Raw genomic sequence first — 17,687 nt, forward strand, 5'->3', positions numbered from 1 at the left:
TAGATGTCTTTAACGGTACAGATTATTGCCTATCTTTTTGGAGCACTTTTAATGTTTGCTGGAATTATGCACCTGATAAAGCCGCAAATTTTTAAGCACTTTATTCCTGCTATTTTCCCAAAGAAAACGGTCAATTATATCATTGGAATCATAGAGTTTGCTCTTGGCCTTGGTTTGTTTATACATCAAACTCAAAAAGAAAGTGCCTTGGGTGTTTTTGGATTGATGCTGTTCTTTTTACCCATACATATTTGGGATGCAACCAAAGCAAGACCGGCAATTGGCAGCAAAAAAATGGCCTATTTTAGAATACCCTTACAGTTTGTCTTACTATATTTCGCTTATTTAATTTATATAGAATCATGAAAAAATTAGTAGTAGTTTTAATGTGCGTAAGTTTGTTTTCTTGCCACAAAAATACCCAGGTCGATTTAATTGTTTACAATGCAACCATTTATACGGTAAACGAAACTTTTGAAACCGCTCAGAGTATTGCCATAAAAGACGGCAAGTTTGTAGCTATCGGAACAGATAAAGAAATTAGAGATAGCTATACTAGCACCAATAGTATTGATGCAGAGAATAAGCCACTATACCCAGGTTTAATTGATGCACACTGTCACTTTTACCGCTTAGGATTACAACAGCAAAAGGTAGATTTATCAGGTACTCAAAGCTATGATGAAGTCTTAGAACGCTTGGTTCAATTTCAAAAAGAGAAAAACAGTTCATTTATCACAGGTCGTGGCTGGGATCAAAACGATTGGCCTGTAAAAGAGTTTCCAACCAAAGAAAAACTAGACAAATTATTTCCAAATACGCCAGTTGCGGTTGGCCGTGTAGATGGTCATGCCCTTTTGGTAAATGAAGCAGCATTAAAAGCTTCTGGACTATCATCTAAAGACACAAACATTAAAGTAACCGGTGGTGAGTTTATTGTAAAAAATGGTCGTTTAACGGGTGTACTTATTGATGCTGCTATGGATTTTATTAAGATTCCTGGGCCAAACAAGGATGAGGCTATAGAAGGTTTGCTAGCAGCTCAGAAAATTTCATTTAGCTATGGTTTAACCACGGTAGATGACGCTGGTTTGGACAAGCTAGAAATTGAATTGATAGACAGCTTACAACAAGCAGGAGATCTAGAAATGAGAATTTACGCAATGGTATCTGCCACTCAAGACAACCTTGATTATTACACCAACAAAGGCATTATTAAAACAGACAGACTAAACGTACGCTCTTTTAAAGTATATGGTGACGGCGCTTTAGGTTCTCGTGGAGCTGCCATGAAGAAACCTTATTCGGATAGAGACAATCATTATGGTGCCTTAATTTTTGCACCTGAGCGCTATACACAGATTGCCAAGCAGATTGCCAAATCTGACTACCAAATGAACACACATGCCATTGGTGATTCTACCAATTACTGGATCTTAAAGACCTATAAAGATGTGTTGACTGATGCAAAAAATCGTCGTTGGAGAATTGAGCACGCGCAAATCATTTCGGAAAATGACTTTAATTATTTTGACAATATAATCCCATCTATCCAACCTACCCATGCCACTAGTGATATGTACTGGGCTGGTGATAGAATTGGTGCAGAAAGAATGAAAGGGGCCTATGCTTTTAAAAAATTGCTAAACACCTATGGAAAAGTTGCATTAGGTACTGATTTCCCAGTAGAAAATGTAAATCCTTTTTATACCTTCTATGCAGCCGTAGCAAGAAAAGATTTAAACAATTATCCTGCAAACGGTTTCCAAATGGAAAATGCACTGACCAGAGAAGAAACGCTTAGAGGAATGACTATTTGGGCAGCCTATTCTAATTTTGAAGAGGATGAAAAAGGAAGTATTGAAGTGGGTAAATTTGCAGATTTTGTAATTTTAGACAGAGATTTAATGACGGTAGAAAGCGCTAAGATTCCAGACACAAAAGTGCTTGCCACGTATGTAAATGGCCAAAAGGTTTATGAAAACTGATAAGCATCAGTATCCAATAGCTATATTGGAGTAACTTTATTAAAAAGAAAAAGCGAACAAATTTGTTCGCTTTTTTCTTGGTATTTGATTTGGCATGGTTATAATTAAACGGTCATTTCTTATCTTCGCAGCAACACTTATAATTTTATTTAAATGAAAGCTTTTTATTTACTTTTAGTAGTTTTTTTATGCCTGTCTTGCAGTAGTGATTTAGGCGATTTTGACAATGAAAACGACCAAGAACTATTGGCTTATATTGAGAGTCACAATTTAAATGCGCAAAAAACAGCCTCTGGTTTGTACTATGTAATTACCAAAGAAGGAACAGGTGTTAAACCCAAAAGCAACAGCACTGTAACAGTAAATTATAAAGGGTATTTTACAAATGACCGCTTGTTTGACGAAGGTAAAAACGCCACCTTTAACCTGCAAAATGTCATCGCAGGATGGAGAGAAGGCTTGACCTATTTTAACGAAGACACAGAAGGCTATTTATTAATCCCTTCTAAATTGGGCTACGGAAATGCATCAACAAATAGCATCCCTGGTGGCTCTCCCTTGATTTTTAGCATACACTTGCTAAAGGTATATTAAGCAAGTATACTTTTTACAAAGGGCTGAACTCCTTGAACTCCGTTTTTTTCTAACTGTTTAATAAAAGCAGATCCGATAATTGCTCCCTGTGCGTAGCTGCAAACAGTCTGAAAAGTAGACTGGTCAGAGATCCCAAAGCCCACAACCAGATTGCTCTGTAGTTTCATGGCTTTGATACGTTCAAAATAAGCAATCTGAGCTGTAGAAATTTCTCCTTTTGCTCCGGTAATAGCAGCAGATGCCACCACATAAATAAATGCAGTTGTATAGCTGTCAATCTTTCGAATACGCTCTTCAGAGGTATGTGGTGTTATTAAAAAGACATTGCTAATACCATAGCTTTCAAACAATTTTTGATAGTGATTTTCATATTCAATCATCGGCAAATCTGGAAGGATAACCGTATCAATGCCACAATCTACACAAGCTTGGCAAAATTTATCCTCACCATAGGTTAATAATTGATTGAGGTAGCCCATTAATACCAAGGGCATATTATGGCTGTCTTTGATTTCTTTTAGCTGCTCAAATACCAAATCTAAATTCATTCCATTTTGCAAGGCTATCTGACTGCTGTGCTGAATGGTTGGACCGTCTGCAAGTGGATCCGAATAAGGCAATCCCACTTCAACAAAATCAACTTTTGCCTGATGCAATTCTTTAATAATGGTCTTGGTATCCTCTAATTTTGGAAAACCTGCGGTAAAAAATATCGATAGTACTTTGGACTTCTTATTTTGAAATATCTGCTGTATTGAATTCATGTGTTGTTGTCTAAACTTTATAGATGGATTTAATCTTGAAAAACTAATCTTTATCTAAGTAATTAATATAGGCTTCTAAATCTTTGTCTCCCCTTCCTGATAAATTAACCACGACCACCTGATCTGGACGCAAGTTTAACTTGGGCAAAACAGCTAAGGCATGAGCCGATTCTAGTGCTGGAATAATCCCTTCTAGTTTGGTCAACTCAAGCGCAGCAAGCATTGCTTCCTCATCGGTAGCATTGAGAAACTGAGCTCTTTTAGTTTCGTGCAAATACGCATGTAAAGGACCAACTCCTGGGTAATCCAATCCTGCAGAAATAGAATAAGGCTCTACAATTTGTCCGTATTCATTTTGCATTAAAATGGTCTTAGAACCATGAATAACTCCCACTTCTCCCAACTGTGAAGTAGCAGCACTCTGACCAGAATTGACACCTAATCCCGCAGCTTCAACGGCAATTAATTCTACGGCTTCATCATCTAAATAATGATAAAAAGCACCTGCAGCATTGCTCCCTCCACCTACACAGGCAATAATGGTATCTGGATTTTCTGATCCTGTTTGCTCTTTTAATTGCAGTTTCATTTCTTCTGAGATGACCGCCTGCAAACGAGCAACCATATCTGGATAAGGATGAGGCCCAACCACAGAACCAATTAAATAATAAGTTTCTGGATGCTGAATCCAATAGCGAATTGCTTCATTGGTTGCATCTTTTAGGGTTTTACTTCCACTGGTTGCTGCCACCACTTTTGCACCGAGCATTTTCATACGAGCTACATTTGGCGCTTGACGCTTGATGTCTATCTCACCCATAAAAATTGTACAGTCTAAATTCATCAAAGCACAAACAGTTGCCGTTGCAACACCGTGTTGACCCGCTCCTGTTTCTGCAATAATTTTAGTTTTTCCTAATTTTTTAGCAATCAGAATCTGACCAATGGTATTGTTTACTTTATGCGCACCAGTATGGTTTAAATCTTCTCTTTTTAAATAGATATGGGCCTTGTATTTTTCAGACAAACGCGGAGCTAAATACAAAGGGCTCGGTCTTCCTACATAATCCTTAAGCAAGGATTTATAGGCTGACTGAAACTCTTCTGAGTTGATGATATCTAGGTAATTATCTTCCAATTCTTTAACGTTTGGGTACAGCAACTCGGGGATAAAGGCTCCTCCAAATTGTCCGTAATACCCGTGCTCGTTGGGTTGAAATTTTGATTTCATAATTGTTCTTTAAATGCTTTTAACTGCTTTGTGTTTTTTAATCCCGCTGCTAACTCAAACTTGCTATTGACATCAACCGCATAGATAGGCAATTGCGTTTTTATAATATTTTTAATGGCCATGGTATCTGCCGGTCCAATTCCTCCACTTAAAAAAAAGGGTTTTAAGGAGTTGTATTGGTTTAGAACAGACCAATCAAACTGAACTCCGTTTCCGCCGCGTTCATTTCCTTTGGTATCAAATAAAAAATAATCAACCAAAGGCTCATAGGCCGTTAGTTGGTCAAAATCAAAAGTTTCTAATACGCTAAAGACTTTGATAATTTCTAGGGATAACTTTTTAGCTGCTAACTGCTGCTTTAACTCTTGTAAATAAGCAACAGACTCATCTCCGTGTAGTTGGATTGCCTGCAAATTATAGTGCTGTATTTTATGGAGCAGCTCATCTATTTGCGCATTGACAAATACACCTACCTTGCGGATGGATTTAGGCAATTTTGGAATTGCAGCATCAAAATATCTTTTGCTTTTTTCATAGAAAATAAAACCCAAATAATCAGGTTGCAGGCTAGCAACCTCTTGGATATTCTCTAGATATTTCATTCCGCAAACTTTGAGTTTCATAGTTTCTATACTTCCGCAGATACAGCGGTATTTAGTTGTTTGTATTGCTACTATCTTTTTATCGAATCTGACTGATAAATTCTTTACAAGCCTCACCAGGGTTTTGTGTCTTCATAAAATTCTCACCAATTAAAAATCCTTGAAAACCGTATTCTTTAAGCCCCGAAATAATTCTTGGATCAGAAATTCCGCTTTCCGATACCTTAAGACAACTATCAGGAATTTGACTAGCTAGTTTAATAGAATTTTCTAGATCGACTTCGAAGGTTTTTAAATTTCGATTGTTGATTCCAATAATTTTATTGTCCAACTCTATTTTATCAAGGTCCTCCTCATTGTGAACCTCATACAGAACCTCTAGCCCTAAATCTGTAGCTAGTTTTCCATAGTTCTTTAGTTGCTCTTTGCTTAGACAGGCTGCTATTAACAAGATAACATCAGCACCGATTGCTTTTGATTCCACAATTTGAAAACCATCCACAATAAAATCTTTTCGCAAAATTGGCTTGTATTGATTTATGACTCTGGCTTCCATTAAATCTGCCATGGTTCCTCCAAAAAAAGAAGTGTCTGTTAAAATAGATTGTGCCGCCACATTTGCTTCAATATATCCATTGGTTACTTCTTCTATGGTTGCTGTGTCATTGATAATTCCTTTGGATGGAGACTGTCTTTTAAACTCGGCAATGATCCCTGTAGACCCAACCTCTAGTAATGATTTTTTTAAAGAAAAAGTACTTCGTCCAAAAACAGGGCTCTCTACCAGTTTTTTAACAGGTACTTCTGCTTTAATCTTAGCGACTTCTTTCTTTTTAAATGCGATTATTTTATCTAAAATGGTCATACTCGTATTAATTTACTAATTTCATTAAACTCTCTTTTGCTTTCCCGTTCATCAGCGATTCTTTTGCTATTTGATAGCCTTCTTCAAAACTTGAATTTGGATCTACCGTTAACAAGGCAAAGGCAGCATTGGTAAGCACCACAGAATTTTGTGCATCCGTTCCTTTACCTTCTAGAATCGTTTCAAATATACTTGCAGCTTCTGCTACAGAATTGCCTCCAAAAATAGCAGATTGTGCAACTCTTTGCAAACCTAAATCTTCTGGAGCGATAGCTTGTTCTCCTTTTTTACTAAACAATTTAAAGCTGCTTGTTAAAGAAATTTCATCATAGCCATCCAAGGCGTGAACGATGCTGTATCGCCCTGGCTCTTCTTGTAAAATATAATGATACAATCTGGCTACTTCTAGATTGTAAGTTCCTAAAAATTTATAGCTTGGATTGCAAGGATTTACCAAGGGTCCTAGCATGTTAAAAAAGGTTTTTAAAGCCAAGGCTTTTCTGGTTGGGCCAACTGCTTTCATCGCTGGATGAAACTTAGGTGCGTGTAAAAAGCAAATATTTGCGCGCTCTAACTGTCTCTTTAAACTGCTTTCATCGTTTGTAAACTCATAACCAAAATGCGCCAACATATCAGAAGATCCAGATTGTGAAGACACTGAATAGTTTCCGTGTTTGGCTACTTTTTGACCAGTTCCTGCCAAAATAAAAGAAGTAAGTGTAGAGATGTTAAAGGTGTCTTTTCCATCGCCTCCCGTACCCACAACATCTAAGGTATCAAAATCTGATAGATCAACATGTATGGCTAGCTGATTAAGCGCATCTCTAAAACCCGATAGTTCATCAACGGTAATAGGACGCATCATAAAAACCGTCATAAATGAGGCAAGGTGTGCATCATTGTACTGCTCGTTTGCAATATTGATTAGAATCTCCTTAGCCTGGGCTCTGGTTAGTTTTTGATGTTGATACAATGCATTTAATATTGCTTTCATGATCTTGCGGCTTCTATAAAGTTTTTAACTAGTTGCTCTCCAACTTCTGTTAGGATGGACTCTGGATGAAACTGTACCGCACTAATCATATATTCTTTGTGTTGAATAGCTTGGATCTCTCCGTCTTCATCAATAGCGGTGATGGTTAATTCTTCTGGAAAATTTTCTTTGGATGCGATCCACGAGTGGTACCTTGCGGCATCAAACTTTGCTGGAATTCCTTTAAAAATCACTGCAGATGGATCAAGAACTTCCATCTCTGTTGCAACGCCATGAAATACATCGTTTAAATTAAAAAGCTGTCCTCCAAAGACCTCCGTAATTGCCTGAAGCCCTAGACATACCCCAAATATTGGCTTTTTGCCGGCATAGGTTTTTATAACTTCTTTTAAAATACCCGCTTCATCTGGAATACCAGGACCTGGAGAGAGCATAATCAAATCAAAGTCACCGACCTCTTCTATTGAAATTTCATCATTTCTATAAACAGAAGGATAGTTTCCTGTAATGGTCTCTACCATATGCACCAAATTATAGGTAAACGAATCGTAATTGTCTAAAATTAGTATTTTCATTTCTCTGCGTTTTTTAAATTTTTTCTGCTAACAACAAAGCGTTCTTCAATGCTGCTAATTTATTATTTACTTCTTGTAATTCTTTTTCTTCATCAGAATGAATGACAATTCCTGCACCAGCTTGAGAATACAACACGTTGTTTTTACTTACAAAAGAGCGTATGGCAATGGCCAAATTAACCGAGCCATCCAAGCCGATAATCCCAACAGCACCTCCGTAAAATCCACGTGATTGATTCTCGTATTTATCTATGAGTTCCATGGCTTTGTATTTAGGTGCTCCACTTAAGGTTCCTGCCGGAAAAGTATCACCAACGATTTCTATTGGATTGCCCTTAATACTACCCTGTACAGTAGAAACCAAATGAATAACATGACTAAAAAACTGCACTTCTTTAAACACCTCTACAGTCACATTATCTGCGTGTTTGCTTAAATCATTTCTGGCCAAATCTACCAACATAACATGCTCTGCGGTTTCTTTTTTATCAGCTGCCAAACTCTTGCCCAACTGAATGTCTTTTGCCATATCACCTGTTCTTCTAAAAGTTCCAGCAATTGGATTGATGATGGCCTTTCCTCCATTAATTTTTATTTGGGCCTCTGGCGATGAGCCCATCAATTTAAAAGAACCATAATCAAAGTAAAACAGATAAGGTGAAGGGTTAATAGATCGCAATGCACGATACACATTAAACTCATCTCCCTTAAAGGTTTGTTGAAATTGACGAGACAATACCAATTGAAATACATCACCTCGTTTGCAATGCGCTTTGGCTTTTTGAACGTATTCTTTAAAATCAGCATCCGTACAATTGGACGTTTCAGAACCAACAATCTCAAATTTCTGGGTATTAAAGACCTGAGCATCTATGATGGCTTGAATCTCTGACATTTGTGATGCCTCTCCTTTTTCTAAGTTTTCTATCAGGGTCATTTCATCGTTAAAATGATTTATAGCAATGATATAACGATAAAAACTATACTGCATTAACGGAATCTTTGAAGGCGCGTCTTTGGCATGTATCTCAATGTTTTCAAAATACTGCACCGAATCATAAGTGGTGTAGCCATACAAACCATTAAACGATTTTAAGTGAGGCTCACAGTGTAAGTCTATGGTCTGACTAAAGGCGTCAAAAAGTTCATAAAAGTTATTGTCTATAGGAGTTTCTTTTTCTACAACACCTTTATAAAATGTGGTAAAAGTATTGTTCTCTACCTTCATTCCAGTTAAGGGCTCTATACAAATAAAAGAATAGCTCTCTTCTTTGCTATGATAATCAGAACTCTCTAAGAGTAGTGTATTTGCATAACGATCTCGAAAACGCAAATACAAGCCCACGGGCGTTAATGTATCAGATATTTGTTGCTTACTAAGCGTTTTAAACTGCTTCATTGGTTCTAGTTTACTGAGTTTTAAACACAAAAAAGGCTTATCGTGAGATAAGCCTTTTTTATATAAATTATAGATATAGGGATCTTGCTCACTTATTTTGTTTAAGAGAGTTCCACCACCAAATATTTTGTTGTTTCATCATTGAGGGACAAATGTAAGATACATTTTTATAAAAGCAAATTTTTAGTCTTTCTTTTTTTTACAAACTTACTATTTGTAAATAAAGCTGTAAAATAAAGAGCTTTTAATTACTAATACAATCAAATACTGATTTTTTAGTTAAAATAATTAATCAATACACAATAACTAATTGTCAAAATCAATCATTTACTCTTGATTTGCATATCAATTACAACATTAATATTAAAATTTATAAAACAATGTGTGGAATCGTATGCGCCTTTGATTTAAAACAAGAATCAACACTTTTAAGACCTCAGCTGTTAGAAATGGCTAAAACCATTAGACATCGAGGTCCGGATTGGAGTGGTATTTACAGTGATGAGAAAGCTATTTTAGCTCATGAAAGATTAGCAATCGTAGATCCAGCCTCTGGAAAACAACCCATTTTGAGCAAAGACAAAAAACTGGTCTTGGCTGCCAATGGTGAAATCTACAATCATCGTCAACTAAAAGAACAGCTTAAAGAGCGTTACGCTTTTGAAACTCAATCAGACTGCGAAGTTATTTTAGCACTCTACAAAGAGAAAGGCACTGATTTCTTAGATGAGCTTAACGGTATTTTTGGTTTTGCGCTCTACGATGTAGAAAATGACAGTTATTTTATTGCCAGAGATCATATGGGAATTATACCACTTTATATGGGTTGGGATGAAAACGGTACTTTTTATGTTGCTTCTGAGCTAAAAGCCTTAGAAGGGGTCTGTAAAAAAATTGAACTGTTTCCTCCAGGTCACTACTTATCAAGTGTTGATGGCATCATTAAAAAATGGTATCAAAGAGACTGGATGGACTATGAAGCTGTCAAAGAAAACCAAAGCGCTATTGACCAAATTAGAACCGCTTTAGAAGCGGCTGTTCACAGACAATTAATGAGTGATGTTCCTTATGGTGTATTGCTTTCTGGGGGTCTTGACTCTTCGATAACCTCTGCCCTTGCAAAACAATTTTCAGAAAAAAGAATTGAATCAGATGACACTCAAAAAGCATGGTGGCCACAACTGCACTCATTTGCTGTAGGCTTAGAAGGATCACCTGATTTAATTGCAGCTCAAAAAGTTGCAGACCATATTAAAACAATACATCATGAAATAAAGTTTACCATCCAAGAAGGTCTGGATGCCATAAAAGATGTAATCTATCATTTAGAAACCTATGACATTACCACCATCAGAGCTGCAACACCCATGTATTTAATGGCTCGAGTGATCAAATCTATGGGGGTAAAAATGGTTTTATCTGGAGAAGGAGCAGATGAACTCTTTGGAGGCTATTTGTATTTCCACAAAGCGCCCAATGCCGAAGAGTTTCACAAAGAAACCGTTCAAAAATTAGACAAGCTTCACATGTACGATTGTCTTAGAGCAAATAAAAGTTTAGCTGCTTGGGGTATAGAAGGAAGAGTTCCATTTTTAGACAAAGAGTTTATGGATGTTGCTATGCGAATTAACCCTCAGGATAAAATGATTGGCAAAGAACGTATGGAAAAATGGGTACTGAGAAAAGCTTTTGAAGACCTGCTACCTTCTAGTGTGGTTTGGAGACAAAAAGAGCAATTTTCTGACGGAGTTGGTTATAGCTGGATCGATAGTTTAAAAGAGATGGTCGCTACACTCATCAGTGATGAGCAACTTGCCAATGCCAGTTTTAAGTTTCCATACCAAACACCAAGCACCAAAGAAGAGTACTACTACCGAAGTATTTTTAGTGAGCATTTTCCGAGTGATACAGCAGCGAAATCTGTACCTCAAGAACCAAGTATAGCTTGTAGTACTAGAACTGCTTTGGCTTGGGATGAAAGTTTTAAAAACCAAAATGAGCCCTCAGGTCGTGCCATAAAAACCGTTCACGATGCTGCTTATTAAATAAAACCCATATCAAAATTTGAATGTTTTTCTTGTTGTGTAATTTTTTTTAAAAAAAGTTGAGATATTATTTTTATTTAGATTCATTCTACATTACTTTTGTGCCCGAATCTAATAAAACACAACAATGAAAAACGTCATTTTGATACTTCTTATGCTTGTTTTAACCACAGCAGCGCAAGCACAAGGAAAGAGCAACATCTTTCAGGACAGAAATTTTTGGGCCTCTAAACCAAGTATAGCAAGTATTGAGCAGAAAATTGCAGAAGGGAATGACCCTACAGAATTAACCAGTTCTGGATTTGATCCAGTAACCAGTGCCATTTTTGCAAATGCAGATTTAAAGACCTTAAAGTACCTACTTGCTAAAAAAGGAAATCCAATTAATAAGCTTACCCATGACGGGAGAACCTATTTATTTTGGGCAGCTTCTAGAGGAAACTTGCCTTTAATGAAATACCTTTTAGCCAATGGGGCAAAAACAGACATCTTAGATGATAAAGGAAGCTCTGTATTAATGTTTGCTGCCGCAGCAGGACAACTAGACACCAAAGTGTATGATTTATTATCAGAACATGGTTTTGTCATTGCCAATGAAAAGAACAAAAGTGGTGCAAGCCCGTTGTTGGTGCTTATACCAAAACTTAAAGACTTTAGCTTGGTTTCTTATTTTGAATCAAAAGGACTAAGCCTATCTGATACCGATACCGATGGAAATGGTGCTTTTAATTATACGGCAAGAACTGGTAATATTGAGATGCTTAAAAAATTAATTGCCAAAGGTGTCGATTACAATAGCCGAAACAAAAAGAATGGAAACGCAATGATTTTTGCAAGTCAAGGTGTTAGAAATGGCACTAATGGATTGGAATTGTTTCAATTTTTAGAAAAGTTAGGGATCAAACCAAATATAACAACCACAGAAGGAGTTAATCCTTTACATGCTATTGCTTCTCGCTCAAATGATAAGAAATTGATTGCTTATTTTCTAGAAAAAGGGGTTAGTATTAACCAACAAGACAAAGAAGGAAACACGCCTTTTATGAATGCGGCAAGCAGAAATAACCTTTCGATTATTAGTTATTTAATGCCTCGTGTAAAAGACATCAATTTACAAAATAAAGATGGAGAAACAGCACTTTCTAAAGCTGTTAGAAGCAATTCTCCTGCTGTGATCAACTATCTGTTGAGTAATAAGGCAGATGCTAGTATCAAAGACAAAAAAGGCAATAGCTTAGTATATAATCTGGTGCATTCTTATAACAGAAACAAACCAGAAGAATTTAGTCAAAAAGCGGACATCTTAAAAAAACAAGGGCTAAAATTTAACCAAGTTCAGGCAAAAAACAACAGTCTGTACCATATCGCAATAGAAAAATCAGACATTGCCTTGTTAAAACTTTTAAAGCCTTACCAAATAGACATCAATGCTACAAACGATGATGGATTAACAGTATTGCACATTGCTGCAATGAAAGCAAAAGACACTAAGATTTTAAAGTATTTATTACAAGAAGGCGCTAATAAGCAGATTACAACCAGCTTTGAAGAAACTGCCTATGATTTTGCTTCTGAAAATGAGATTTTGAAAAAAAATAATACAGCTCTTAATTTCTTAAAATAACAATAGACATGAATTTAAAAAGAACATTTTTAGTATGCCTTGCATGCATTTGCCTACTGTCTTTTACGCAACCAACAGACAGTACAAAATATAAATGTATGGTTCAGTTGGTTAATTATTCTGGACAAGGCGCCTATGTTGCCATTAGCCTTATCAACCCAAAGGGCGCTTACGAAAAAACACTTTTTGTACAAGGAGATGATGAAGAGTGGTATCATGATTTAGAAGAATGGTGGCATTTTTTAGGTAAAAAAGACAGCGATATTGATGCGATTAGTGGCGCTACTGTTGGTGGTGGAGAACGCGCTATCCACATGATAGAGATAGACGACTCAAAAATCAATGCAGGTTACAGTATTCGATTTGAATCTGCTGTAGAAGATAAAGAATACTATCAAAAAGATGTCGAGTTTCTTTTGACCACAGAAAATATTAAAAAGAAGCACGAAGGAAAAGGCTATATCCGTTATATCCGAATGATCCCTAACAAGAAATAAAAAGTATCCCATGACCATGTCAATTTGGAGATACAGTCACCTAAGTCTGGCTGTATCTTCTTTTTTGTTCATTTTGCTAGCAAGCATTACCGGAATCATACTTGCCTTTGAGCCCATCTCAGAGCAAGTAAAGCCCTACAAAGCAGAAAGTTTTGAAACTATAACGGTAGCAGAAACCATGCTAATGATAGCTGAAAATTATGATGAGGTTATTGATCTAACTATTGATGCAAATGGCTTTGTGTTGATTGACGCCATTGATTTGGAGGGAGAAATGATTCAAGGATACATCGACCCTAAAACAGGTGATTTCTTAGGAAACAAAATTGAGAAATCAAAACTATTTCAATTTACAACCACCTTACACAGATCACTCTTTTTAAAAAGCACAGGACGTTTTTTTGTTGGCCTGTGTTCTTTTTTATTGTTCTTGATTGCAGTTTCTGGATCGATATTAATAATTAAAAGACAAAGTACTTTTAAACGATTTTTCTCAAAAATCATCAAAGAGAACTTTGCTCAATACTACCATATCGTGCTCGGTAGGCTCTTTTTGATTCCGATCATTATTATTACCATTACCGGAGTTTACCTATCATTTTTGCGTTTTGATTTACTTCCTTCAGATACAGTAAAGCATCAGCCCATAGAAACAACTACAAAAGGCGATACTAGAATAAACAGCAGTGATTTTGAACTCTTTAAAAAGACGCAACTTTCAGATGTTAGAAGCATTGAATTTCCTTTTTCTGATGACGTAGAAGATTATTACACCCTAAAGTTAAAAGACAAAGAATACTTAATCAATCAGTATACTGGAGCCATTCATAGCCAAAAGGATTATCCTTTGATTCATTTAGTTTCGGTTGCAAGCATCAATTTACACACCGGCTCTGGAAGCATTACTTGGTCTATAGTACTGCTAATTGCCTGTATTAATATTTTGTTTTTTATCTACTCTGGATTTAAAATGACGCTAGAAAGACGCGCGTCAAAATTTAAGAATCCTTGGAAAAAAGACCAGGCAGAAATTGTTGTTTTGGTGGGTTCAGAAAACGGATCAACAAAAAAATACGCCGCTGCATTTCACGAGCAATTGTTGGCAAACAAGCAAAAGAGTTATATCACGGATTTAAATAGATACACAAGCTATAAAAAAGCAAAAAAACTCATCGTGATCACCGCAACTTACGGAGTTGGAGAACCGCCTGCTAACGCGTCTAATTTTTTACAAAAACTAGAGACCATTGACCAAGTAAATCCTATCGAATTTTCTGTAGTTGGTTTTGGATCTATGTCCTACCCTAACTTTTGTGAATTTGCAAGTGTTGTGGATGCAGTGCTAAACAAAAAACCAGGTTTTAATCGCCAGACGGCGCTGGTAAAAATAAATGACAAATCCTTTGAAACCTTTCATCAATGGTTAGATGAATGGGCTGCCTGCAATGATTTACCACTAAGCGTTTCTAAAACTAACCTTGTCACAAAACCTCTAAAAACACACAGCTATACGGTTGTAGAAACGAAAGGAATCGAAGAGAACCCTGATCAAACCTTTTTAATCAAATTACAACCCAACAGCAAACAAAAAATAAAATCTGGAGATCTTTTGGCAATTTACCCTGCAAATGATGAGCGTGAGCGCTTGTACTCTATCGGTAAAATAGACGATAACTTACAACTTAGTATTAAACTACATCCCAAAGGGCTTGGCTCAAGTTACCTACACAAACTCAGTGTAGGCAGTACCATAAAAGCTCGAATTATTAAAAACTATTCTTTTTATTTTCCAAAAAAATCTTCAGCAGTTATCCTAATAGCCAATGGAACTGGAGTGGCTCCTTTTCTTGGGATGTTACATCAAAATGTTCGGCAAAACCCTACGCATCTTTACTTGGGTTTACGCCACGCAAACTCTATAGACATTTATAAAGAACAGCTACAAGAAGCCTTAGACAACAAAAAGCTAAGCCAGTTGCACTTAGCTCAATCTAAAGCTGATGACAGCTGCTATGTGCAAGATTTAATTCTTAGGGATGAGGCCTATATTGCGGCTGTTTTAAGAGATCGTGGTACCATTATGATCTGTGGCTCTCTAAACATGCAAAAAGGCGTTATGAAAGCACTAGACAATCTCTCTCGTCAGTATAACAAAAAACCGATTAGCGACTACAGTAATCAGCTAAAATCTGATTGTTATTAATTGATTTTTACATTTTTTAAAGCTTCAAATTTAGGCATAGACGCACGTTCTCATTTTTCTACTTACAAAGTCGCTACTTGATTTTAAATACGTATTTTAAAGCCGTTTTTAGCCACTCTAAGACACTTTCTTGATTTTAACAAATGTTGATAAATTTAAAGAAAAATCAATTAGCGGGCTTGAATTGTGCTTAAAAAAGCTTAAATTTGAGTTGAGATTTTGGCTGTTAGAAGTCAAGCTATATCTATAGAAAAAATCGTCATCCTATAAACAAACAGCATGCCTGTTTTGTTCTTTTATAAGAGTTGACTTAATTTATAAACTTAAAACATGAGCGAAGAAAAAAAACACGATTATTCTGCTGACAGTATCCAGGCCCTAGAAGGGATGGAACATGTTAGAATGCGTCCATCGATGTATATTGGAGATATCGGAATCAGAGGTTTACACCATTTAGTATATGAGGTGGTAGACAACTCTATTGATGAGGCAATGGGTGGCCATTGTGATACCATAGAGGTGACCATTAACGAAGATAACTCTGTTACAACCAGAGATAACGGACGTGGGATCCCAGTAGGAATCCACAAAAAAGAAGGCGTATCTGCTTTGCAAGTGGTAATGACAAAAATTGGTGCTGGTGGTAAATTTGACAAAGACTCTTATAAGGTTTCTGGAGGATTACACGGTGTTGGTGTTTCTTGTGTGAATGCACTTTCTGATCACTTAACTGCTACCGTTCATAAGGATGGAAAAGTATGGCAACAAGAGTACGAAAAAGGAAAAGCTTTATACCCTGTTAAAACCATAGGAGAAACTGACTTTACTGGTACCATCGTTACTTTTTTACCAGACAGATCAATCTTTACTCAGACTACTGAATACAACTACGAAACCTTAGCGACGAGAATGCGTGAATTGGCATTCTTAAACAAAGGGATTACCATTACCCTTACCGATAAAAGAAGCAAAGATGATGAAGGTAATTTTGTTACAGAAACTTTTCACAGTGATGAAGGACTACCAGAATTTATTAAATATTTAGACAGTACCAGAGAGCAACTAATTGGAGATGTAATTTCTATCGAAGGTGAAAAAAATGGAGTTCCTGTTGAGGTTGCAATGGTATACAATACTTCATACTCAGAAAATCTTCACTCGTATGTTAACAATATCAACACGCATGAAGGAGGTACTCATTTATCTGGTTTTAGAAGAGGTTTAACCGCTACTTTAAAAAAGTATGCAGATGAATCTGGACTATTAAAAAACTTGAAATTTGAAATCGCAGGAGATGATTTTAGAGAGGGACTAACAGCGATTATATCTGTAAAGGTTGCAGAGCCTCAATTTGAAGGACAAACCAAAACAAAACTAGGAAACAGAGAAGTTACAGCTGCAGTATCGCAGGCAGTTTCTGAAATGCTAACTGACTATCTAGAAGAAAACCCAAACGATGCTAAAATTATCGTTCAAAAAGTAATCCTAGCAGCCCAAGCACGTCATGCAGCTCGTAAGGCCAGAGAAATGGTTCAGCGTAAAACAGTGATGAGTATTGGTGGTTTGCCCGGAAAATTATCTGACTGTTCAGAAACAGATCCATCACAATGTGAAATATTCTTAGTTGAGGGAGATTCTGCAGGAGGTACTGCTAAGCAAGGTAGAGATCGTAATTTTCAAGCCATTTTACCACTGCGTGGAAAAATCTTGAACGTAGAAAAAGCCATGCAGCACAAAGTTTTTGAAAACGAAGAGATCAAAAACATGTTTACAGCCTTAGGTGTTTCTATTGGTACAGAAGAAGATCCAAGAGCATTAAACCTAACCAAAGTTCGTTATCACAAAGTAGTGATTATGTGTGATGCCGATGTAGATGGATCGCATATTGCTACTCTAATTTTAACGTTCTTCTTTAGATATATGAGAGAAATGATTGAGCAAGGCTATATCTATATTGCCACGCCTCCATTATACCTTGTTAAAAAAGGACAAAAGAAAGAATATGCCTGGGATGACAACCAACGTGATCTGATTGCTCAAAAACTAGGAGGTAATGTTTCTATTCAACGTTACAAAGGTTTGGGAGAGATGAATGCAGAACAGCTTTGGGACACCACCATGAACCCAGAATTTAGAACCTTAAGACAGGTAACTATAGACAGTCTTACAGAGGCAGACAGAGTCTTCTCTATGCTAATGGGAGATGAAGTACCACCTCGTAGAGAGTTTATTGAAAAGAACGCTAAGTATGCGAATATAGATGCATAACTAAAAAAGTAAAAACAACAAAAAAAGCGTAGAATAAT

General features: G+C 36.5%; 15 protein-coding genes. 8 read left to right on the plus strand and 7 right to left on the minus strand.

What is annotated here, in order from left to right:
- Positions 1-3 precede the first annotated feature (3 nt).
- The 3 genes from WHC90_RS05790 to WHC90_RS05800 all read left to right on the plus strand — a co-directional run bounded on the left by WHC90_RS05790 (position 4) and on the right by WHC90_RS05800 (position 2,582).
- Complete coding sequence (locus tag WHC90_RS05790; protein WP_188597536.1) at positions 4-366, plus strand: DoxX family protein; 363 nt, start codon at positions 4-6, stop codon at positions 364-366.
- The gene (locus tag WHC90_RS05795; protein WP_188597537.1) at positions 363-1,988 is read left to right on the plus strand and encodes an amidohydrolase; all 1,626 of its coding nucleotides are present in this window, start codon (positions 363-365) and stop codon (positions 1,986-1,988) included. Before WHC90_RS05790 ends, WHC90_RS05795 begins: the two co-directional genes overlap by 4 nt.
- A gap of 153 nt (positions 1,989-2,141) precedes the next feature.
- Complete coding sequence (locus WHC90_RS05800) at positions 2,142-2,582, plus strand: FKBP-type peptidyl-prolyl cis-trans isomerase (RefSeq protein ID WP_188597538.1); 441 nt, start codon at positions 2,142-2,144, stop codon at positions 2,580-2,582.
- On the opposite strand, the gene trpA is transcribed toward WHC90_RS05800, so the two are convergent.
- The 7 genes from trpA to WHC90_RS05835 are packed head-to-tail and all read right to left on the minus strand — an operon-like array spanning position 2,579 to position 9,012.
- A complete protein-coding gene (trpA, locus tag WHC90_RS05805; protein ID WP_188597539.1) occupies positions 2,579-3,346 on the minus strand; it encodes a tryptophan synthase subunit alpha in 768 nt (255 codons plus the stop codon). The genes WHC90_RS05800 and trpA overlap by 4 nt on opposite strands.
- Before the next feature lie 43 nt (positions 3,347-3,389).
- Positions 3,390-4,577: a tryptophan synthase subunit beta gene (gene trpB / locus WHC90_RS05810; protein WP_188597540.1), complete on the minus strand. Its 1,188-nt coding sequence runs from the start codon at positions 4,575-4,577 to the stop codon at positions 3,390-3,392.
- The gene (locus WHC90_RS05815; protein WP_188597541.1) at positions 4,574-5,200 is read right to left on the minus strand and encodes a phosphoribosylanthranilate isomerase; all 627 of its coding nucleotides are present in this window, start codon (positions 5,198-5,200) and stop codon (positions 4,574-4,576) included. Before WHC90_RS05815 ends, trpB begins: the two co-directional genes overlap by 4 nt.
- Positions 5,201-5,258: 58 nt before the next feature.
- On the minus strand, positions 5,259-6,044 hold the full coding sequence (gene trpC, locus WHC90_RS05820; protein ID WP_188597542.1) for an indole-3-glycerol phosphate synthase TrpC: 786 nt from the start codon (positions 6,042-6,044) through the stop codon (positions 5,259-5,261).
- A gap of 7 nt (positions 6,045-6,051) precedes the next feature.
- Complete coding sequence (gene trpD / locus WHC90_RS05825; RefSeq protein WP_188597543.1) at positions 6,052-7,038, minus strand: anthranilate phosphoribosyltransferase; 987 nt, start codon at positions 7,036-7,038, stop codon at positions 6,052-6,054.
- Positions 7,035-7,613 (minus strand): anthranilate synthase component II, encoded by a 579-nt coding sequence (locus tag WHC90_RS05830; protein WP_188597544.1) that lies wholly within the window; start codon positions 7,611-7,613, stop codon positions 7,035-7,037. The genes trpD and WHC90_RS05830 overlap by 4 nt, the downstream gene beginning before the upstream one ends.
- A 13-nt stretch (positions 7,614-7,626) precedes the next feature.
- Positions 7,627-9,012, minus strand: coding sequence for an anthranilate synthase component I family protein (locus WHC90_RS05835; protein ID WP_188597545.1), 1,386 nt, complete (start codon positions 9,010-9,012; stop codon positions 7,627-7,629).
- Positions 9,013-9,392: 380 nt separating this feature from the next.
- Here WHC90_RS05835 and asnB point away from each other — a divergent pair, with 380 nt between their 5' ends.
- The 5 genes from asnB to gyrB all read left to right on the plus strand — a co-directional run bounded on the left by asnB (position 9,393) and on the right by gyrB (position 17,649).
- Positions 9,393-11,057: an asparagine synthase B gene (gene asnB, locus WHC90_RS05840; RefSeq protein WP_188597546.1), complete on the plus strand. Its 1,665-nt coding sequence runs from the start codon at positions 9,393-9,395 to the stop codon at positions 11,055-11,057.
- Between the two features lie 127 nt (positions 11,058-11,184).
- On the plus strand, positions 11,185-12,681 hold the full coding sequence (locus WHC90_RS05845; protein ID WP_188597547.1) for an ankyrin repeat domain-containing protein: 1,497 nt from the start codon (positions 11,185-11,187) through the stop codon (positions 12,679-12,681).
- An 8-nt stretch (positions 12,682-12,689) separates the two neighbouring features.
- On the plus strand, positions 12,690-13,178 hold the full coding sequence (locus WHC90_RS05850) for a DUF2271 domain-containing protein (protein WP_188597548.1): 489 nt from the start codon (positions 12,690-12,692) through the stop codon (positions 13,176-13,178).
- Positions 13,179-13,188: 10 nt separating this feature from the next.
- Entirely contained in the window at positions 13,189-15,381 is a 2,193-nt protein-coding gene (locus WHC90_RS05855) for a PepSY domain-containing protein (RefSeq protein WP_188597549.1), read from the plus strand.
- A 330-nt stretch (positions 15,382-15,711) separates the two neighbouring features.
- Positions 15,712-17,649: a DNA topoisomerase (ATP-hydrolyzing) subunit B gene (gene gyrB / locus WHC90_RS05860; protein WP_188597550.1), complete on the plus strand. Its 1,938-nt coding sequence runs from the start codon at positions 15,712-15,714 to the stop codon at positions 17,647-17,649.
- Positions 17,650-17,687: the final 38 nt, after the last annotated feature.

Origin of the sequence: Polaribacter pacificus, from assembly GCF_038024035.1 — a bacterium.
Lineage (GTDB): Bacteria > Bacteroidota > Bacteroidia > Flavobacteriales > Flavobacteriaceae > Polaribacter > Polaribacter pacificus.